At 50.8% G+C, this 21666-nt stretch carries 14 protein-coding genes; 5 read left to right on the top strand and 9 right to left on the bottom strand.

Annotation, left to right across the window (positions count from 1 at the left end):
• Positions 1-5: 5 nt before the first annotated feature.
• Both H6F72_RS05460 and H6F72_RS05465 read right to left on the bottom strand, forming a co-directional pair.
• Positions 6-443 carry a hypothetical protein gene (locus tag H6F72_RS05460; protein WP_190432548.1) on the bottom strand — a complete coding sequence of 146 codons (438 nt, stop codon included), beginning with the start codon at positions 441-443 and terminating at the stop codon, positions 6-8.
• Positions 444-757: 314 nt separating this feature from the next.
• A complete protein-coding gene (locus tag H6F72_RS05465; protein ID WP_370527447.1) occupies positions 758-1531 on the bottom strand; it encodes a glutathione S-transferase family protein in 774 nt (257 codons plus the stop codon).
• On the opposite strand from H6F72_RS05465, the gene H6F72_RS05470 reads away from it, so the two are divergent.
• The 4 genes from H6F72_RS05470 (at position 1523) to H6F72_RS05485 (ending at position 4376) form a co-directional block, all read left to right on the top strand.
• Positions 1523-1774 carry a hypothetical protein gene (locus H6F72_RS05470; RefSeq protein WP_190432552.1) on the top strand — a complete coding sequence of 84 codons (252 nt, stop codon included), beginning with the start codon at positions 1523-1525 and terminating at the stop codon, positions 1772-1774. The genes H6F72_RS05465 and H6F72_RS05470 overlap by 9 nt on opposite strands.
• Before the next feature lie 132 nt (positions 1775-1906).
• Positions 1907-2737 carry a hypothetical protein gene (locus H6F72_RS05475; RefSeq protein WP_190432553.1) on the top strand — a complete coding sequence of 277 codons (831 nt, stop codon included), beginning with the start codon at positions 1907-1909 and terminating at the stop codon, positions 2735-2737.
• A 256-nt stretch (positions 2738-2993) separates the two neighbouring features.
• Positions 2994-3473 carry a hypothetical protein gene (locus tag H6F72_RS05480; protein ID WP_190432556.1) on the top strand — a complete coding sequence of 160 codons (480 nt, stop codon included), beginning with the start codon at positions 2994-2996 and terminating at the stop codon, positions 3471-3473.
• Positions 3474-4376 carry an inositol monophosphatase family protein gene (locus H6F72_RS05485; protein ID WP_348252171.1) on the top strand — a complete coding sequence of 301 codons (903 nt, stop codon included), beginning with the start codon at positions 3474-3476 and terminating at the stop codon, positions 4374-4376. It abuts the gene before it with no gap.
• 9 nt (positions 4377-4385) lie between these two features.
• Here the strand turns inward: H6F72_RS05485 and H6F72_RS05490 are convergent, their stop codons facing one another.
• From H6F72_RS05490 to H6F72_RS05515, 6 genes are all read right to left on the bottom strand, one after another.
• Positions 4386-7244, bottom strand: a complete 2859-nt coding sequence (locus H6F72_RS05490; RefSeq protein ID WP_190432557.1) for a CHAT domain-containing tetratricopeptide repeat protein — start codon at positions 7242-7244, stop codon at positions 4386-4388.
• A 292-nt stretch (positions 7245-7536) separates the two neighbouring features.
• Positions 7537-11538, bottom strand: coding sequence for a CHAT domain-containing protein (locus H6F72_RS05495; RefSeq protein WP_190432559.1), 4002 nt, complete (start codon positions 11536-11538; stop codon positions 7537-7539).
• A gap of 341 nt (positions 11539-11879) precedes the next feature.
• Entirely contained in the window at positions 11880-12950 is a 1071-nt protein-coding gene (locus H6F72_RS05500; protein WP_190432561.1) for a WD40 repeat domain-containing protein, read from the bottom strand.
• A 3-nt stretch (positions 12951-12953) separates the two neighbouring features.
• Positions 12954-16223, bottom strand: coding sequence for a CHAT domain-containing protein (locus H6F72_RS05505; RefSeq protein WP_190432563.1), 3270 nt, complete (start codon positions 16221-16223; stop codon positions 12954-12956).
• Between the two features lie 132 nt (positions 16224-16355).
• On the bottom strand, positions 16356-17279 hold the full coding sequence (locus tag H6F72_RS05510) for a glycosyltransferase family 2 protein (RefSeq protein ID WP_190432565.1): 924 nt from the start codon (positions 17277-17279) through the stop codon (positions 16356-16358).
• 36 nt (positions 17280-17315) lie between these two features.
• Complete coding sequence (locus H6F72_RS05515; RefSeq protein WP_190432567.1) at positions 17316-18938, bottom strand: glycosyltransferase family 39 protein; 1623 nt, start codon at positions 18936-18938, stop codon at positions 17316-17318.
• Positions 18939-19051: 113 nt separating this feature from the next.
• On the opposite strand from H6F72_RS05515, the gene H6F72_RS05520 reads away from it, so the two are divergent.
• Positions 19052-20767: a hypothetical protein gene (locus tag H6F72_RS05520; protein WP_190432569.1), complete on the top strand. Its 1716-nt coding sequence runs from the start codon at positions 19052-19054 to the stop codon at positions 20765-20767.
• Positions 20768-20793: 26 nt separating this feature from the next.
• Here the strand turns inward: H6F72_RS05520 and H6F72_RS05525 are convergent, their stop codons facing one another.
• Positions 20794-21513: a M15 family metallopeptidase gene (locus tag H6F72_RS05525; RefSeq protein WP_190432571.1), complete on the bottom strand. Its 720-nt coding sequence runs from the start codon at positions 21511-21513 to the stop codon at positions 20794-20796.
• Positions 21514-21666: the final 153 nt, after the last annotated feature.

Raw genomic sequence — 21666 nt, forward strand, 5'->3', positions numbered from 1 at the left:
CTGAGCTACGGTTGAGCGGGAGCGGTCTCTCCTGTAGAAGTGGCATCTCCTGTAGGAGCAGCACTATCAGCGGGAGTGGTTTCCGCAGCAGGAGCTTGTGGTGCCGCAGGGCTCGGAATGCTGACGTTCACATCCGGAGCTGGGGGCGCTTCTACTTTAGGCAATGTGATATTAACGTCTGGTGGTTTCACATCTGGAGCTTGAGGCTGAGGAACTGGAATTTCTTGGGTGCGCTCAATAATAGTTTGGTTGCCCGCAGGAGCTGAGTTGTCTGCTCCGCGGTTAAATAGGAAGAAAGCACCGAGTCCCAAGCCAAGCAGGGAGGTTAAGAGGATTCCTGTCATCAAACCGCTAGCAGCACTATTATTCTCACGAGCGATTTGATTTTCTCGGCGTAATTCTTGGTTGTAAATTTCCCTATCTCGATCGCGCAAGTTTGTCATGGTTTTTTGCAGAACTCGGTATTAGTAAAAAAATCAGGTAACAAAACTGAAGTTTTAACATTCCGAGATTAACGACTGGATTGGCGCAGATCGCTCTGTCTGAAGGCTAAGTCTATCTATTTCAGAAGGGTGATTGTACGGGGTTGCTTGGTGTAAAAACGATTTTTAAGTTTGGGCGGAGTTTGTCTACTGGTGGAATTAAGAGCTTGGGGGCACCCGCCCCAAACCTCCGCTGAAGGACGGCTGCGTCCTCCAGACCTCCTCCAGAGGGGTTTGGGGTGCTGAGTTTTTCTCTACGTGTAAGAGGGTGGGGGCTACTCGATGTCAATCGAGGTGGGTCTGGTGCTACTGGAGGGGCTGGTAGCGGGAGTGAAGGATTTGCGGTATTCAGTGTAAAGGCGATCGCGCCAGTTAAAGAAAGGCTCGAAGGTGCCGATATCTGCAACTCCAGGGACTCCTTTGCCTTTGAGTCCTTCAGGGATGTCGAGGTAAGGGCCAGAGGGGAATTTGATGTACATGCTCAGCCCTGCTACAGCAAAATCAGCTAGGGTAGGCTGATCGGAAATTAGATACGGGTGATCGAGCAGGATAAAGGTTAGGGCTTCTAGGTTTTGTCTGAGTGAGGCTTTGGCGCTATGCAAAGCATCGGGTCCCATGCCAACTCCAAAGCTCAGCACGTCTAACACTTCGCTAGGAACTGAGCCGATCAAGTTTTTCAATAAGGCAGGCGTAGAAGTGGGTAGAGCAGCAGTGCGAAAGTCGGGACTTTGGCTAAAGGCGGCGAGCATGGCTTTGCGGGCGTTCAGACCTAAGACTTCGTCGGCCCAATCTTCGAGCATGAAGCACAGCCCTTTTTGTTTGGGGTCTGTGGGGATAACGGGGCGATCGGGATATTGGCGATCGAGATATTTACCGATCGCCGTTGAATCTGCAATCACTTCGTTGCCATCTTTTAGAACCGGGACTTGGCGTTGCCCGGACATTCGGTAGAGGTCTAACTGCCCAATGCCAGGGGTGACTTCAATCTTGCGATAGGCCAATCCCTTGTAATCCAGGATTAGCCGCACCTTCTCGCAATAATGCGACATCTCAAATTGGTACAACTCCAGCATGATCATTCTCCTGTGCTGTTTACAGCGACGACCCATCCGCCTTCCAAGGTAGCAGGCTCCTTCAGAAAAGGCACTTCTGGCGAGGGTGAGGATTTCTGGTCTAGAAGTTTTACCTGGGAGTTCTACCTTTGGGCAGGTTGGTTTTGTGGTGTGTCTCGCCTAAGAGCGATCGCTCAGCAGCTCTTTGGTGGCTTCTCACCATCTATCTCTTACTCTTAGCTCGGGTTAGATCCCACTCGTGGCAGAGAATTAAAACCACTCAGACTTCTACACTCAAATTTGTATAGGAGCTGACATTTTTAGCCCAAGTTTTTGAAATCACTAATCTCTTTACGGGAACCCGAGGTATTTATGAGCGCTCAGAATTTTTTCTCATTTAAGAAAGTAGTTAGTCTAGCTGGTGTGGCTGGCGTCAGTGCTTTGTTGGGATTGCCCGCAGTAGCCCAAATGCAATCTAGCCCTGCTAACTCCAACAGCCCCACTCAGTGTGTACCCAGCACGGGCCAAGTTACTCCTAGCGATAGCCCCACGGGTGGAGCCACGATGGAGCAAATGCAAGCAAATGGCACTCAATCGATGGATCAGTCCAACATCAACATGAGCTCACCTTACAGTGGGTCTGAGCAAGCTAACTCCAGCTACCTGGGTTCGCAGAATCTGCAAGCAAATCAGTCAAACATGAGTGGTAACTCCTCTGCTGCAGGCATGTCTTATAGAAGCGCTGAGGTGGCTCCAACCTATGGCCCCGCAGGTGGATACACAATGGAGCGTTTGCGGGAATTAGATGGCGAGCGTGTTGCTAGCGCTGACATGCGTAATACAACTCAGTCCTTCAACTCGTCTTACCAATCTAACTATCAAGCTAACCGCTTTACTCCTAGTGCAGGTGCGACGGCAGGCCCTGCAGGTGGTTATACAGCAAACAGCTTGAATAACAACAACATGCCGATGAATAACAGTATGGCAATGAACCAATCTGGTGAGAACCAGTACAGTGGCAGCAATACCATGCGTCCCATGCCTGGTTCCATGAGTTCCGATCGCAACCGTCCTGCTGGCGAGATGACCGCAGAAGTTAGCCAGAGCCTCGACAACCAGAGCAACTCTATCTATCGAGTTGGCCCCAGCAGTTCTAGCTCCAGCAGCCAGTACAACAGCGGTAGCGCCATCGGCGGCTGCTAAATTCGACCTTTGAGCGGGTTAAGTTCTTGGTGCAGCTACAGTTCGAGCAGTGACTCTAGCCAGTAGCTTTACCTAGCCCCTGAAACGCTCAATCACAAACACCAGCGCCAGAGTTTACAGGAGGCTGATTCCTAAGCTCTGGCGCTGTGCTATTTGGGGCAAATGCCGCAATTGCTACGAGGCATTACCAGAGATCCGTTGCGACTTTGTCTCCGTCCTATAATGATGCTGATATTGCGCGACTCCCATCTAGGTTATGGAAAGCACTGAAACGACTGGCGGTCTTACTCGCAGGCAACACCTCTGGATTGCAGCTAGTATCTGGACTTTGGTAGGGATTGGTCTGTTTACGATGGGTTTGGTGTTCTGGTTTCATCTACCTTATCTGGGCTTTCTGGATACCAAGCATTTAGGCTGGGGAGCGGCTGCGTTGAGTATCGGTTTGTTGAAAGGAAAAATTATTCTCGATCGAACTGCAAATCGGGTGATCGATCGCGTGGATACGTTACAGGAGCCGAACCCCTTTAAAAGCATCTTCCAGATGTTTGGCGCTAAGACGATCGCGCTGATTCTGGCCATGATGGGAATTGGGGTAGGCTTACGCCTGGCGGGAGTCAGTTTTGAAATTCGGGGTCTGATTTACATTGCTGTCGGTGCTGCTCTGATGTGGAGCTGTCGTCGCTATTGGGTCGCTTCGGGTCAGGATGCAGCCATTAGTGGAGCGAAGGAATCCTAAGTGGCAAACTTGCAATCAATCGCTGGATTTCCGGTCGAATCTGTTTTAGCGATCGCCCGCTCTATTGGCTGGGGCGCTGCTGAGATCTTGCAATCCTATTACCACCCCCATCCAGTTGCAGGGGAGTCAGCTCTAGACTTAAATATCCAAGACCAGGGGGATGGACCTGTCACCGCTGCGGATGTCGCCACCAACCACTACATTCTGAATAATCTCCACGCTGCGTTTGGCACGGTGGAGTTTGGCTACCTGACGGAGGAAACCTTCAAAGCGCAGAATCCCTCCGAGCGGTTGCAGCATACCTGGGTCTGGATTGTAGACCCGCTGGATGGCACGAAAGATTTTATCAAGCGCACCGGAGAATACGCGGTTCACATTGCTTTAGCTCATGCAGGACGACCCGTATTAGCAGTGGTAGTTTGTCCAGAACTCGGCAAACTTTACTACGCAACTTTGGGTGATGGCACGTTTGTAGAGACACGCGACAGTGCTGTAACTCAATTACGAGTGGCTGATCGCGATCGCATCGAAGATCTGTCAGTCGTTGTCAGCGGGAGCCATCGCGGGGAAAGGCTAGTCCAGCTTTTGAGCCAACTGCCTTGCCAAAATCAACGGGCGATCGGCAGTGTTGGTTGCAAAATTGCCGCGATCGTGGAGCAACAGGCAGATTTATATATCTCCTTGTCAGGAAAATCAGCGCCGAAGGATTGGGATCTAGCAGCTCCAGAACTGATTTTGACCGAGGCAGGTGGCAAAGTGACCCGCTTTGATGGCAGTTTGTTGCAGTATAACCAGGCAGATGTCAGCCAGTGGGGTGGTATCCTCGCCAGCAATGGTACTTGCCACACTCAAATTTGCGCTCAAGCCGAAACCCTACTCGCCGTGATCGACACTTCTAGTTAACGATTGGAGCTATTGAGCTTCACCAATTAAGGTAAAGGCTGCCCAATCTTTCGGGTCAGGATGTTGTTTCATCGTGGCTAACATGGCTTGGCGAAGAGCTTGGGCTTTATCTGGTTGCTGTTGCAGTGTCTGGTAGAACTGCGTCATCAGAGTTGCTGTAGGCGCATCAGGTACTTGCCAGAGGGAGACCATGACGCTGGGGGCACCAGCGGCAATAAAGGAGCGCGAGAGACCTACCACACCATCTCCAGTAATGCGACCACGCCCAGTATCGCAAGCACTGAGAACCACTAAATCAGTGTTGAGCTTCAGGTCAAGAATTTCGCTAGCTGTCAGGAGGCCGTTATCTCGACCAGAAGGAGCTAAGGCGATCGCCCCTGGTACTCCCAAACCTTTGAAGTCATCCAATAGCCCGTGGGTAGCTAAATGGACAAGTCGTGTTTGGGTCATCTGCTGCAAGATAGTAGTTTTAGTCGCTTGGCTACCAGTTAAAGCTTGGGTTTTTAGCAGGGCCGCGATCGCCTTAGCTTCTTGCTCCGCACCAGGGAGGCTGGGGAGTGGTTGAGGGGTGGCACCGAGAGGTAGGCTGACTTTGGGCATGGTGGGGTTGCCCACTACAAGCAAATTTTTGGCTTTGCCTGATTGCTGTTGGCGTTTCTGACGCGTCAGGTCTAGGACTTGAATCGAAGGCGCGGTGAGAACAGTGTGTTGCTCGATCAAGTAGCGACCATTGCTGGCTTGCAAGGCAGGAAAAGGGACCAAAAACAGGGCTTCTTGGGGTAGAAAGGTAACGTGGGCGTTAGGGTCAGTAGGCAGGAGATCTGCGATCGGCTGAATCAGTAATTGGTGGAGTTGTTGCAGTGGTTGGTTGGTTTGGTTGTTTACCTTGGCGATCGCTCTCGCCACCGTCGTCGTGTCTTCTTGGAACGTCAATCCTCGACCCTTGATGCCGATCGCTTCTCTTGCCTGCGTGACTAAACTTTCCAAGACGGAAGCAGTATCCGCTGCATTAATTCCTGATTGAGGCAAACCTTTTAACTCGACTTGGCGAAAACTGATATTTCCTGTGGGCTGAATCACCCAAATGAATAGCTGTGGAGCTTGCGAAGGAGCGATATCCTGCACGATCGCATATTCTACCAGCGTTGAATTTTGAGTTTTAGCAATCTGCTTGATTTGGGCCAGAGTTGGAGGATTGAGAGCAGGAGCTGTGGTTGAGTTGGTGCTGAGGCGTTGAGCGAGCAACTCAACAAAGGCACGGGCACGACTGCGTTCAGCAATTTCTAAAGCGGGATTGGTCTGCTTATGGGCAATCAGCGTTTGCTGCAACGTGCCATAGGTTTTCTGTTGTGTCTCAAAGATAGAGACTTTCTCCGCATCCGTCAGCCCTGGGCGCAAAGATTCCAAAATTGCGATCGCCTGTCGTAGCGTTTTCTCCGCCTCCGATTGTTGCCCGGAACGATGCAAAATCCGACCAATACTGCTCAGCGTCACCCCCTCATTGACGCGATCGCCCACCTCCCGATGCACCGTGAGCGCTTGCTGATAGAACTTCAAAGCTTGGGCATTCTGTCCCTGTTGCTCATAGGAGTGGCCCAAGTTGCTCAGCGCCACCCCTTCCCCCGTGCGATCGCCTACCTGCTTGTAGAGTTGCAACGCCTGCTGGTAAAACTTCAGCGCTTGATCCGTTTGCTTCTGGTTGTCGTAGACCTGCCCCAAATTGTTTTGCGTGGTGGCTTCCCCAGCGCGATCGCTGAGTTCCTGGTAAATCGCTAACGCTTGTTGATGCAGCTTCAGTGCTTGGTCGTATTTGCCCACCCTGGCATAGACCCGCCCAATATTGTTCAGTGTCGCGGCTTGACCTACCTTGGTAATCGATTCCTGATTCAAGGCATTGCCAATATCCCGCCGCATCGCCAAGCCCGACTGCTGAAACTCCAACGGTTGGGAATATTGCCCCACAATCTCGTATAGCAACCCCAACTCAGTAAACGCCGTGGCTGCATCCGGGCGATCGCTAAACTTGTTAAAAATCGCCAGAGCTTGCTGAGTCGAATCCAGCGCTTCCTTGTACTGCCCAATGCTGAAAAACAGCCCACCCATATTATTGAGAATCGTTGCCTTCGTGCCTTGATAAGCGGGCAGTGAATCAAAAATGGCTAAGGCTTGGCGATAACTTTCCAGCGCCTTGGCGTACTGCCCCAGATTCACATACACCACGCCCACATTACCCAGCGTCGTGGCTTCGCCCTCGCGATCGCGCCCCTCCCGCTGAAGTTTGAGCACCTGCTGATACGCTTCCAACGCTTGCGGATATTGCCCCAACCGGAAGTAAACACTAGCAACCTCATTCAGCCGTAGCTTCTCACTGTTGCGATCGCCCAACTGCCGAATGATCCCTAATGCCTTCTGGTAAAACTCCAGCGCCTTGGTGTATTGTCCTTGCTCCCCATAAGCCACCCCCATATCAGCCAGCGTTGCCCATTCCCCCTCGCGATCGCCAATCTTCTGCCGCAACTTCAGCGCCTGCTGATAGAACTCCAACGCCTTCGGGTACTGCCCCAAACTGTAGTGGTAGACATTGGCAATGTGATTCAGACTTTGCGCCTCCCCCGCCTTAGCCCCCGTCGCCTTAAAAATCGCGATCGCCTTTTGCAACGTTGCTAACGCCTCTCGCGGCTGCCCCTGGCGAAACTGGTCATACCCTTGCTGATTCAGATAAACCGCCTCAGTAATCTGCGCCTGCTCTGTCTCCGACTGCGCCAACACCACCGAAGCCCCTAAAGGATTGAAGTGATCCAACGGTGTGCCACCTGCCAGTAATAAAGCAGCAACTACAAAGCTCAGCGATCGGCGGTGATAGGACATGGTGAGAATTTCAGATAGTGAGTAGAGTCAGCCCTCTCCCCCAGCCCCTCTTCCAATACTGAGCGAGGGGAGCAAGATGAAAGGAAAGCAAGATGAAAACTGGGAGAAACAAGCACTTTTGGAGGGGGTCTGGGGGACGCAACCGTCCCTCAGCGGGAGTTTGGGGGAAGCGCCCCCAATGGCTCGGTTCTCAAAGCCTAAACCAAGCTAGAAATAACGAAGAACACCCCAAAAAACTTCACCTCGATCCTGCCCTACTCCGTAGAACTTCAACCCATAAGTAACAAATTTGTCACTCCGCCTCACCAATCAAAGTAAACGCCGCCCAATCTCTAGGATCTGGGTGCTGCTTCAACATCGCCAACATTGCCTGCCGTAGCGCTTGCGCCTTATCCGGTTGCCGTTGCAGATTTTGGTAAAACTCAGTCATCAGAGCTGCCGTTGGGTGATCGGGCACCTGCCACAGCGACACCACCACACTTGGGGCACCCGCTGAAATCAGCGATCGCGATAGCCCTACTACCCCATCGCCCGTAATCTTGCCGCGTCCTGTGCCACAAGCACTCAGCACCACCAACTCAGCATTCAGCTTCAATCCGAGAATGTCATTCGCCGTCAGCAAACCATCATCCTGACCCGAAGGCGCTAAGGCGATCGCACCTGGAATGCCTAGCCCTCGGAAATCATCCAACAAACCATGAGTTGCTAGGTGAATAATCTGAGCATCACCCATCTTTGCCATCACCGTTGCTTTCGTTGCCGCGCTGCCCGTAATCGCCTCTGTGTTGAGGAGCGAGGCAATCATCTTGGCTTCCCGCTCAGCTCCAGGCAAGCTGTAAAGTGGTTGCGATCGCTCACCATTTTCGCTCGGCACGTTAGGCATCGTGGGGTTGCCCACAATTAGAGACTTCTGGGGCGATCGCGGTAGTGTTGTGGCGGCAATCTGCGTAGGCTGAGACTGCTGCGCTATGCCTTGGCGTTGCCTTTGTTGGTAGGTGAGTGCCAAAACCTCGATTGCTGGGGCCGTCAGCATCGTATGTTTTTCGATCAGATACTTTCCGGCGGCATCTTGCAAAGCGGGGAAAGGAGCCAAAAAGAGAGAACCTTGAGGAATGAAGACCACACGAGCAGTTGGGTCGCTTGGCAACAGATCCGCGATCGGCTGAATCAACAGTTGATGCAGTTGCTTCAGTTGTGACTGTTGCGTCTGGTAACGTTGGAGCCTCTCCAAGGCACTGGCGACAACCTGAGTGGTTTGGTTAAATGCCAGCCCCCGCCCTTCAATCCCAATCGAGGCTCTGGTACTAGCAACCAAATCATCTAAAGAGGTCTTTTGCTCCTGCCACAGCGGTTTGAGGTCTACTTGGCGGAATGCTACTTCTCCATTGGGCTGTACCACCCAGATATAGAGCGCTTTGTCCTGAATCTGCCGCTGCCCCTCGACCTGAAAGGCTTCTTGAATAATCGAATACTCAACCAAGGTGGCATTCTGAGCGCGGGCAATTTGTTGAATTTGGGCAATGCTGGGAGGTTCTAGATTAGCAGCGCCTGCCAAACTTTTGCTGCCCTGAGTGGGCAACTGCTTTGCCAACAATTCCACAAAAGCACGGGCTCGACCGCGTTCTGCCACTTCTAGCGCTGCCTGCGCCTTATTCTGGGCAATCAAGACTTCTTGAAGCGTGCTGTAAGTCGTTGCTTGAGTCTCAAAGATTGAGATCTTCGTCGCATCATCATTTTGATCAAGCTGTGCCCGTAGCGACTCCCAAACTTTGATCCCTGCAAAAAGCGCTTGCTCTGCTTCAGCCAATTTACCCAAACGTAACCAAGCATCTCCTAAATTATTCAAGGCATGGCCTTCACCAGGGCGGTCCTGCAATTGTTGCGCGAGCGCCAAACTTTGCTGTTGATAGTTAGCTGCTTGCTGGTAGTTTTCCAGGCCATAGTAAGCCAGCCCTAAGTTACCCAACGCTCGCCCTTCGGCTAGGCGATCGTTCAACTCACGCGCGATCGCTAATTGTTGCTCCAGATGCTTAATCGCTTTGGCGTGATCCCCTTTGGTGAAGTAAACCAAACCTAAATTGCCTAACGACTGCCCAATGCCTCGGCGGTCCTGAGCTTTCTCCGCGATCGCTAAACTTTCCTGTGGATATTCCAGTGCCTTAGCAAGATTGTCTTGAGCCAGATACGCGATCCCCAAGTTGCGTAGGGTCATGCCTTGCAATTCGGGAACTGGCAGCGTGCGGCTGATGGCTAAACTTTGCTCGTAGTACTGAATCGCCTTTGTGTAGTTACCCACAGCACTGTAAGCAGCTCCTAATCCACTTAACGCTTCCGCTTCGCCTGCTCGGTTTTGCAGTTGCTGAGCGAGCGCCAAACTCTGCTGGTAGCGCTGAATTGACTGGGCGTAGTTGCCTACGACAAAATGGATGCTGCCTAAGTTATGCAGGGTTTGTCGTTGCTGCTGCGGTTGGTTTTGCTGCTGAGCTAAAGCGAGTTGCTGCTGGTAGCACTGAATCACTCGCCCTTGGTCAGTAATGACTCGGTAAGTCGTTCCCTGATTTTCTACAATCTGTCCAACTCGCAAACAATCCTGGGTACTCGTTGCGATCGCAATTTGTTGCCCTTGAACAGTAGTTCCCAGAGTGGGATTGGAGCGAGGGCGATCGTTACTCAGAGCAATTTCTTGCCGCCGAATCGTGCCTGGTTTGGGTTGCGGTGCAGCTCCAAGCGTTGCGCTGGGAACTTCCGGGGGAGGTGAAGGTGGTACTCCTGTAGTGGCTCCAATGCCTGTTTCAGGCTGAGGCGAGGGCGGAATTCCACTTGATGGTTCAGGTAAAGGATCGGGAGAAACCCCTAATGCTGGTGTACCTATACCTTCAGGTGAGCCTGGTTCAGGATTAATCGGAATATCAGGGGGTACTGGCCCAGCTTGTTGAGTGGGTTTCTCGGAGGGGATAAGTGGAAGGTCCCCTGGAACTTCTGGAATAGCTGGTAGGCTAGCTCCTGGGTCTTCTGGAATGGGTGGCAGGTCAACTTCTGGGATGGATGGGGGGAATGTAATGCCCATCTCTTTATCAATCGGAAAGGGAATGTCTATATCTGGAAGAGGGTTAGGAGAAATTTTGCCACCAGTTCCAGGGTTGCTGACTCTATCACCAGGGTCAATGAGAACTTCGATGTTGCCTCTAATGTAGAAGGTGCTGCCAGTGGGGCTAGTAACGAGATAGGTATTGCCATCAGGCTGAATGCTTAAAGGATTGCCGATACTGTCGTGCACACCTTTGTCAGGTAGCGGGAGAGGTGTATTGCCCAGCGTGACTTTGCCAGCAGCCACAAGCGTGGCACTCCGAGCCGTAGCATTTTGCACCACTACATCTCCTGGCAAAACGGTGAGGCCAGAGCCAGATAAAACTAGCTGCCCGTCTCGGTTGGTGGTGATATTCGTAGCATTTTTGCCGAGACCGCCTGTAAGGAGATCGGGGAGATCCACAATCGGGAAGTCCCAGGGGTTGGGTTGATAGGTGTCAGGAGCGATCGCCTGAATATCTAGAGTCAGCAAACTTTCGGCTTGGCTCAGCCGTACCAAACTGTTACCTGGAACCGCCGCGACGGTGATGTGTCCTTCGGGAGCGGTGAGTTGACCTGTGCTAATCACAGTGCCACCGAGCAACGTTAAATTCTGTCCAGCGGCAACTTCTAGATTCCCGGTATTGATGATCCCGGCGGGTTGGCTCATGCTGAAGGCGAATAAATCTGGTGTGCCGACTAAGCCTTCATAGCTGTTAGGGCCAGAAGCGTTCAGCCACTCTTTACCAAAGCCAATTCCGTTGGCAGTGGTAGCGGTGAAAGAGCCAGGAATGTTGAGACTGGCATTGGCACCAAAGACGATCCCCGCAGGATTGATGAGAAATAAATTGGGACTGCCACCTGTAACTTGAATTAAGCCATCGATCGCCGACAAGTTGCCGCCTACCACCCGTGCCAAAATGTTTTGCGTGGCGGGATCAGCGAGGAAATTGGCCGTGTAGCCTGTTTCGAGAATGAACTGAGTAAAGCTGTGAAACAGGTTCGCTCCGTCTTGCGATCGCTGGCCCCCTGTAATATCAAAGCGGCTACCGTCCGGGGTGACGAGCGTCCCTGTATCATCTGGGGCAGGAAGGATTGGTAAGGCTTTGCCGTCTGGAATCCCACCAGCATGGCTAGATTGGGGCGGAAAAACTGCGGCCAAAACTAATGCGACTAGCAACAAGCTCACCCCGAGGTGGGGCGATCGTAAACGATTTTTCAAGGTCATGGGCTGAGGAAAGGCGGCTGATGAATGGGATCGCTGAACACGTATCTAACTGCATTCGCTCAACCCAGGCTGCAGGTTGTGGGCAAAACGCAGTCATTCAAGAGCAGTCGCTAGAACGCTGTACAAAGCAGAACCGAAGAACTGGTAAAACCTTAACTGATCTACTACACCCAGATGGAAGCGGAAGATACCCCAAATATAGACAGCCTAATTGGGGAATCAAAACCCTACTCCTAAAGTATTAGGGTCTGTTTCGGGCAAATTCCGCTTCGCCTATTAGGGTGAACGCTGCTAGATCTCAGCCCTCTTCATCGCATGTCCAATCGCTTTTCAAGTCGTAATTATGAAATGGTCAGAGCCTGTCGTTGCTCCTTAGAGGTGGGGGCGCTGAGAGTGACGTCACGGCCTGTTCGGAGATCCCAAAGTTTGATGATGTCGCCCCAGCCGCCACTGACTAATGCTTGACCATTGGAGCTGAGGGCGATCGCCTCGATACTACTGGATTGACGAGGCAGAGTTTGGGTGAGTTGTCCGGTTGTTAACTGCCACAACTTAATCGTGTTATCGCTGCTGCCACTGATCAGCGTTTGGCCATTGCGGCTCAGCGTCAAAGCGCTAATGGCGGCTTGATGACCCATTAAAGTTTGTCTTACTTGACCTGCTGATAAATCCCAGACTTTGATGGTGCGATCGCCATTGCCACTGATTAAGGTTTGACCATCGGCGCTAATGGCTAAGGCATTAATGCCAAAAGCGTTATCTGAAAAAGTCCGCAGCACTTCGCCGTTACTCAGTTGCCACAGCTTGATTACATTCCAACTGCTGCTGGCTAAAGTTTGTCCGTCAGCACTAATCGCTAAGGCGTAAATTGAGTCCTGGTGTCCAGTCAAAGTTCGCTCCAACTTGAACTTCTGCCCGACAGCCGCTAAGCGCCAGACCCGAATCGTTTTGTCGCCACCGCCGCTGAACAAAGCTTGACCATTGGGACTGAAGGCGATCGCTTCTACCCAATCGGTATGCCCCGTGAGAGTTTGCAACAGTTGTCCAGTGGGTACGCTCCAAAGTTTGATGGTTTTGTCGTGACTGGTACTAGCGAGAATTTGACCATTGGGACTGAAGGCGATCGCTAAAATCGGTAACGGATGCCCTGCTAAGGTGCGGATTTCTGCTTGAGTTTGCGAGTTCCACAACTTGATTTGCTTGTCATGGCTTACCCCTGCCACTACTTTGCCATCGGAACTAATGGCTACGGCTGCATGACCTGAGAGAATCCGGGCGATCGCTTTGGGCAGTTGACTTTGAGGTTGGGCAATTGCAGATGGGGCAGCAAGTATGGGGTAGGCGAAGCAACAAGTGGCAGCGATCGCACTAAGACTCATGCTAGAAAGGCGAATCATGAGTGGGTTCAGCATGATTTATTCAGCCTCACCCATCAGCGTAAAAGCGGCCCAATCCAGCGGGTCAGGGTAGCTGGCTTTGGTTACTAGCATGGCTTGCCGTAACGCTTGGGCTTTATCAGGTTGGCGTTGCAGTTGCCGATAAAACTCGGTCATCAAGGCAGCAGTGGGTTCGTCAGGCACCTTCCACAGCGACACGATCACACTCGGTACGCCAGCAGAAATTAAGGAGCGGGACAACCCCACCACGCCATCGCCTGTAATTCTTCCCTGCCCAGTGTCGCAGGCACTTAAAACTACCAGTTCTGCATTGAGCTGCAAATTGAGAATTTCGCTGGCAGTGAGGAGGCCGTCATCTTGGCCAGAAGGCGCTAAGGCGATCGCTCCCGGTACACCTAAGCCTTTGAAATCATCTAACAAGCCGTGTGTCGCTAAGTGAACAATCTGAGCTTGCGGAAGTTGCTGCAAAATTTTGGCTTTGGTGGCTTGATCTCCGATGAGAGCTTGGGTGCGGAGAAGCGTGGCGATCGCTTTGGCTTCCTTTTCGGCTCCTGGTAGGCTGGCCAGTTGCTCGGCAGGTTCGCCCAACTTGGGACGAATGCTGGGCATAGTGGGATTGCCGACAATTAAGGATGAAGGAGAAGGGAGAAAGGATGAAAGTGGATCTGCTTTCTTATCCCTTGCCTCCTGTAATCGTTGGCGTTGTTGGTGGGTGAGGTCTAGGACTTGAATTGAGGGAGCGATCAAAACAGTATGTTTTTCGATCAGGTATTTGCCGTCGGCATCCTGTAGGGCGACAAAAGGGACGAGAAAGAGAAACTGCTGGGGAATGAAGGTGACGTGAGCATTAGGGTCTTTGGGCAGCAAATCGGCGATCGGGTCGATCAGCAGTTGATGCAGTTGTTGCAAGCGCTTGTTTTCAGCTTCAGCAGCATTGGCATCGGCAGTAGCACGGGCGATCGCCTCGGCATCTTCCTGAAACACTAATCCTCTGACCCCGATGGAACTGCGGCTGCGAGTGACTAACTCCTTGAGGGGTTGGGTGGTTGGAGTGGGAGTCACTCCCTTTTGCCACAGCGGTTTCAAGTCCACTCGGCGAAAGTCCACTTTGCCGTTGGGTTGAATCACCCAGATGAATAATTCTGACTCGCGCAGAGGTTCACCGTTGACATTCCGCTCATCGTCGTCGATGACGGAGTACTCGACCAGCGTAGTGTTGTGCTGCTTGGCGATCGCTCGAGTTTGAGCCAAATTAGGCGGCTGGATTTTGGCGACGGCGTCAGCTTGAGTGGGCAAGCGTTCGGCTAAAAGTTCCACAAACGCTCTGGCCCGACCGCGCTCAGCCGCTTCCAGAGCAGCTTCTGGTTTGTTTTGGGCAACTAAGGCCTTTTGTAAGAGGCGATAGGTGCTGGTTTGCTCTTCAAAAAGGGAAATTTTATTGCGGTCATCATCTCCTAGACTGGCTCGCAAAGATTCCCATGCTTGAGCGCTGGCGAGCAGACTGGTTTCTGCGGCGGTTAATTGCTTGGCAGCCAATTGAGCGCGACCGAGGTTGCCGAGGGCATAGCCTGCAACGCGTTGATTGCCAATTTTCTGCGCTAGAGCGGCGGCTTTAGCTTGGTAGCTAGCGGCTTGGGCGTAATCCTGGCGTGTGTAATGAGTCCGTCCCAGATTGATCAGCGTGGTCGCTTCTCCGGCGGGGTCCTTAGTCTTTTGGGCGATCGCTAGCGCTTGGTTGTAATAAGTTAAGGCGAGTTGGGGTTGTTTCAGGTCGTCATAGATCAAGCCAATGTTGTTGAGAACCGTGGATTCTCCTTCGGCGTCTTGGACTTGGCGGAGTAGCTTCAGGGATCGCTGGTAATAATCTAGGGCTGGCTCGTAATCGCGGCGGTCGTAATACACGCTGCCAATATTGGCTAAAGCATAAGCTTCGCGTCCGGGGTCATCGGCTTCTTTGAGGACCGCTAGCGCTTGCTGAAAAATTTCTAAGGCTTGGTCTAATTGGCCCACATAAGAATAGACGGTCCCCAGATTGGCCAAGGTGGTAGCGCGGTCAAAGCGATCGCTATCAGCTTTCAGGCTGGCGAGTGCTTGATTGAAGGCATCAAAGGCGGTTTGGTATTGGCCCAGTTTGGCGTACACCAAGCCCATGTTGTTGAGCGTGCGATTTTGGCGGGTGTGGTCTCCGGTGGATTTCGAGATCGCCAACGATTGGCGGTGATAGTTCAGCGCTTGGGCATAGTCGCCGAGCTTGCTGGATATACTGCCCATGTTGTTGAGCACCGTGCCCTCTCCAGCCCGGTTTTTGATCTCTTTCAAGAGAGGGAGTGCTTGGTTGAAGGCAGCTAAGGCGAGTTCAAGTTGGCCTGTGGAATTGTAGACCTGACCCATGCCCACAAGAATAGTCGCTTGGCTGTAGCGATCGCCTAATTGTTGCGCCAATGGCAATGCTTGTTTGTAAGCCTCTAGCGCGGGTTGCTTTTGGCCCAAGCTGTCGTGCGCGGCTCCCAAAGCTAGCAAAGCCAAGATTTCCTGCTGTCGTTCACCGTTCTTTTTGGCACTGGTTCTCGCTTGCTCAAACTTCGCGATCGCTTGCTGCACCGAAGCTCTAGAGCCTTGGCTCAGTAATGCCTGCCCTTCCTTCAGGGCTTGCATGGTGGGGTCTAGGGTATTGTTTGATGAGGGAAGTTGGGCCGCAATCACGGCTTGCTGTTGCTGATAAGTCTTGACCTGGTCAAAATCTCCTAACTCTTGCGAAGTTTTGATCAAGCTTTCCAATGCTTGCGCTTGCTTGGGCACATCTTTAAGCTTTTGGGCCAAGGCAAGGGCAGGTTCCTGGTAGCTCAGCGCTTGCTTGTTCTCGCCAACGGACGCATAAATGGTGCCGAGAGTATTCAGCATTTGCCATTCTTTCTCGGCATCGCCCCACTGTCGTGCTAGTTTCAGCCCTTGTTCGTAGTAGCTGGCAGCAGGGGGAATTTCTTGCTGGCTGTAGTGCAGCAAGCCCAGGCAGTAGAGAATTAGAAACTCACCTTCGCGATCGCCTAGACTCCGATAAATCTGGAGCGCCCGTTGCCAAGATGTTTCGGCAGCGGCAAACTCTCTGGCTTCAAGTTGAGCAAAGCCTTGCTTTTGCAGTTGATCCGCTTCGATTTTCTGAGCCGAATTTGGGGTTGCAGGTTTTTGTGTGGCGGTAGGTTGAGCGATCGCCTCAGGAATCGGCAAAATCATCCCAGCAGGCAAGACTAAAGCAAATAACAGCGCAGCAAAGAGTTTGGCAGAGAGCATAGCGATCGAGACAAGCGTCAGAAACTGTTAGTTAAGACCTAGAACTGCATTAACTACAGAGTACTGATGTTGAATTTCTGAAGCTATCTAGATGAATTTTTAGATAGCAAGTAAGTGAGTTGAAGGCAGCACTTAACGTTGACTGCGCTTATCGATCATGTCTGCTAACAGGGCAAACATGCCAATTTGGGTTGCTGCAATAAACAAAATCATCGTTCGCTCGGTGAGATCTTCTCGCACAAAGATGTCTTGAATTAAGGTAACTAAAAATCCTAGAAAGAAGATACTTGCAACAGGAAGAAAAATTCTTAGTGGAGCGAAATAAACTCCAGTTCTTAAGATTAATTGGAGAAATCTCAGGGTATCTCGAATCGGTTTAATTTTACTTTTGCCAACTCGATGGTAATAATCAATTGGTACATACTGAACTACATAGTTGTTTGTTAGCATGGCCAGCGTAATGGTAGTTGTAAAACTAAAAGTATTAGGTAAGATATTAAGAAAACGTTCTGCAATATCTTTGTGAAACACTCGCATTCCACTGTTGATATCAGGGATGCGGCAGTTAGTAATCCATTGGGCGAAGTGCAACAGAAACCACTTGGGAATTTTGCGAAGCTTAGAATATTTGACGTTTTCACCAATTCTCGCACCCACCACCATATCTGCCTGCTGAGCCAGACCCACTAACTCTGGAATTCGCTCATTTGGATAGGTGCCATCAGCATCCGTAATCACAATTAGGGAATATTTAGCATGGCGAATTCCGGTTTTGAGAGCCGCACCATAACCTCGATTTTGACTGTGCTGAATCAAGCGAATCCCGGATAGTTCTTGCAGAATCTGACTGGTTCTATCTGTGGAACCGTCGTTGACTACAATAATTTCGTAATGACAATCAGCCGCTTGAAACTGTTGATGCAAATGTTCTAGCGTGATGGCGACGTGCTGTTCTTCGTTGTAGACCGGAAGAATCAGAGAAAAGGCAGGATAAAGGTTTTGTGGATTGGATGTGGCCGTAGAGATTTCTTTGCCTAGGGATAAACGTTCTGGCATGATTCAGGCCTGGATGGTGGAGCAATACAATGAGTGTTATTTCCTCAGCGAGGCAGGAAGTTTCGTTAGATGAAAGACATTACGAGTTTTACTGAGCGGTTGAGCTTGAAAGTTTTGCGTCTTTTCCAAATTCTCTCGTAGTGGAATAGAGGCGCTGAATAAAAACACATCACTAAACTGGCCAGGAACTTGCGGAACTACTGTTGCAGGTAATAACTGTAGATGAACCTTAGAATCTAGAGAATGGCTCAATGATAGAACGTCGATCGCATTGCTGCTGTCACTAATAATTAAAGGATTAGTAGTGCGATCCACAATACGAGAAAACTCAGGATAAAACCCAGTTTTCTGAATACTCTTATGCCACCAAACCTCAGATTGAGAACTAATTAAACAGCTTAAACTTCCAGCAGCAACTAAAGTCACTAATGCCGTTCTCGCAACTTTGTGTTGGCGCAGTTGACGCGATCGCAAATGAGTGGCGAGATAGTAAGCAACGGCTAATTCGATCGCGATATAACAGGGAGTTAGGTAGCGAAGATTGGTGGAATATCGGCTTTGTAGAATTAAATCAGCAATGACTAAGGGAAAAGCTGTAACCACAATCAAGCTGACAATAAATAGCCAGATGCGCTGAGCGGTATGGTGACAAAGCCAATAGAAGACAACCGCTGCTAACAGAACAAAAATAATATTCGCAGAACCAAGTTCAATATCGACAAAAACTCGATTCAGGTTAATAAACCATTTGCCAATGATGGTATGCAAAGTTTGAGCGCGCCTAACTCCCTCGGTAGCGGCGTGAACTTGCGCCCAATTCTGCACCACCAGAATGATCCAAGGCAAAAATGTTGCCAGTCCTGCGATCGCGGCTAAAGCAAAAGATTTGAAAGTTTTAAATAGGCGATCGCGTTGAGTCGCTAGCAGGTAAACCCCGTGAGCGATCGGAACTAAACCTGCTAAGGCATGGGTGTACAGACTCAAACTAACTGCGATCGCATACAATCCCCATGCCTGCTTGGTTTGAAGTCGTAACGCCCGCAAGAAACTAGCGCTAGAAAATAAAACCGTGACCGCCCAAAGGCTGTACTCTCTCGCTTCTTGGGCATAAATTACATGAAAAGGGGCGATCGCAATCAGAGCGCAGGCGATCGCGGCGGTTAAGGAAGACTCGAAGAGTTCTAAGCAAAGCCAATAGATGCAGGGAAAGGCAAACAGGCTGATCACAACGGGTAAACTCCGCATCGCTGCAACCGAGCTGCCAAACCCGTCACTCCAGAGGCGGGCCAACAAGTAATAAAGCGGTGGGTGCTCCGCATTGCCAGCTAGTGCCGTGAGCGTGTCGCCCCAACCTTTATCCGGGCTGGGGTGTTGATATTTTTGCAGCGTTGCTACCTCAACGACCTGGCCATTAAAGGCTTGCTGTACTAGTTCTGTTTGGGTGTAGCCAAACACTCGCAGCGAAGTCAGCGCTTCATCATGCCAGTAGAGTTTGCGGTCTAAGTTAACGAAGCGAAAGCAGAGACCCAACAGGAGCGATGTGAGTAGCAAAAGCTTCAGCCAGGTAGGATACCGTTTCCCAACTAGTCGAAACTGCTTGCGGACCTTAACCTCGGTAGCGCCCCTGAGGGAAGTGGCGGATGCAGCCCTGGATGCCATGCCAACTCCCTTAATCCAGATGTAGTAGGATTGCAAGAATATTAAATCCTTGCCAGAAGTTTACAGTAATTTCAATTGGCTGCGCTTTCTCAGCACACTGCATCTCCACCCCTATGCTGATTACGCATTTGCATCACGGGCTGACGACGGCGAAACCTTCCAAAGCCCAGTTAGCCTTTTGGTTCAGTTTGAGCCTAACTTTTGCCGCGATCTATGGCTGCATGGCACTACAGCAAGCCTTTAGCGGTGAATACGTGGTCCAAGATGACGCGCGGCAGCATGTGTTTTGGATGCAGCGATTCCTCGATCAAGAATTACTGCCCAACGATTTTATTGCCAACTATTTCCAATCTGTAGCGCCTTGGGGCTACACCAAGTTTTACCAACTGTTTGCGGCGATCGGGGTTCATCCTTTTTTGTTGAACAAGCTCTTGCCGATCGCCTTAGGTTTGGTGATGACAGGCTATTGCTTTGGCGTCAGCTTACAACTGTTTCCGGTACCTGCGGCGGGTTTTCTAGCAACTCTGCTGCTGAACCAAACAATTTGGATGAAGGATGACTTGGTGACTGCCACCCCCAGAGCCTTTTTGTATCCGCTGTTTGTGGCGTTTCTCTACTACTTGGTGCGGCGATCGCTCCTGCCTTGCCTGGCGGCGATCGCATTGCAAGGACTGTTTTACCCGCAAATTTTGTTGATTAGTGCTGGAACCCTAGTGCTCACCTTAGTTCGCTGGGAAAATGGGCGGCTGTGTTTCTCCTGCGATCGCCAAGACTATCTCTTCTGTGTAACAGGCTTAGCCGTGGCGTTTGTGGTGTTGTTGCCCTTTGTCTTACAAACCTCTGAGTACGGCTCTGTGATTACGCCAGATATGGCGAGGCGAATGCCAGAGTTTGGTGAAAAAGGCCGCAGTCGGTTCTATGTAAATGATCCTTGGGACTTTTGGCTCACGGCTGAGCGGAGTGGCTTTTTTCCTGCCCTGTGGTTGCCTCCATTGCTGACTGTGGGTGTGCTGCTACCCTTGCTCTGGCGATATCGCGATCGCTTGCCGCTACTCCAGCAAGTACAACCGCAGATCCGTTTATTGGTGCAGATTTTCGCCGCTTCGGTAGGGCTGTTTACTCTGGCTCACTTGCTGCTATTTAAGTTGCAATTACCCAGTCGTTATACTCACCACAGTTTTCGGGTGATTACTGCGATCGCCACTGGGATTGTCCTGATTACGTTATTCGATGCTTTATGGCGATGGGCTACTCAGTCTCAGTCAGCCCCAAAACAGTACTTAGCGATTGGAATTATAGTTCTGGTGAGCGCAGCTTTGTTACTCTATCCCAGTTACGACCAGCGTTTTCCTGACACAAAATATAAAGAAGGACAAGCCCCTGCTCTCTATCAGTTTTTGCAAAAAACGCCCAAAGCAAGCTTAGTGGCTTCACTGTCAGAAGAAGCTAACTTTGTACCTTATTTTGGTCAGCGGCCCGTTTTAGTGGGGCGTGAGTATGCGCTGCCGTTCCACCAAGGGTATTACAGTCAGTTTCGCCAAAGAGTCACAGATTTGTTGCAAGCGCAGTACAACCCCAACCAAGAAGCTGTTGAGCAGTTTATCCAGCAGTACGGCATTAACTTTTGGTTGCTAGATCAAGAAGCATTTACCCCCCACTACTTGGCGAGCAACCGTTGGTTTCAGCAGTTCCAGCCCGCAGCTCGTGAAGCTCAAACTCGATTAGAGCAAGGGATTACACCTGCGATCGCTCCAACAGTTCCCCGTTGTACTGTCTTTAGTACAGAGCGCTTGATCTTGCTGGATGCTGCCTGCATTTCTGCAAGATAAGCCTAGTGACAATGTTGCCATCCTAGCTAAAGCTCAGCGCGACCATAACGAGCAGCGACGGCATGAGGGTCAGGGTTTGGGTTGGCTCCAGTGCTCAACCAGGCCCACAATTGGTCGCCCCAGGAGAAGTGCCACCATTCATTCATGTGTTGCAGAAAACCCGCACTGACCATCACTTGCTTAAGCAACTGGCGATTTTGATGATATTGCTGTGCTTCCAGTTCTGGCTGATCGGCAAAGAAATCTGGAAAAGAGCGGGGAGAGATCTCATCAATGGGTGAACCCATATTTACAGGAGCACCGGATGCATCTACCAGCGTTACGTCTACCGCAGCACCAGTGCTGTGAGGAGGTGGCGTAGCAGGGTTCACATTCGGTACCGCCCAAAACTGATGCACTTGCTCCCAAATGCTTTGTTTCTGAGCGTCCGTGAGTTCCTGAAGTTGTAACCCTTTCGCTTGCACCAGTTCGGCAAAGGTGTAGTCCACCATATACTGCTGCACCGCGATCGGACGGTGAGCATCAAAAACTTGAATCTGCCAACTAGGACAACATGCTTGCAGTTGTTGCTGAGCCTGGAGCAAGCGAGCCACCACTTGTTCCCGCAAATAGTAGGGCGATTTGTCACCATAAGGAGCCCCTAACTTTTGATAAGCATGGAGATGTTCGGTGGCAAATATATCTAGTGGAATGGGTACTAATGGTTCTCTACATTCCGCGATCGCAATTTGCTGATAAGGTTTCATACAACTAAATCTATCGTTTTAGTAATTTAAAAATAGTTACAAAGATTGTGAAATAAAAATTTGATTCCTAAGTAATCCTAACTTTGCTCAGCGGTTTTTACTGAACTGATAGGATGAAATTATGAGGATATTAAATTGTTGCTATTGCTATGG

Origin of the sequence: Trichocoleus sp. FACHB-46 (assembly GCF_014695385.1) — a bacterium.
Taxonomy (GTDB): domain Bacteria; phylum Cyanobacteriota; class Cyanobacteriia; order FACHB-46; family FACHB-46; genus Trichocoleus.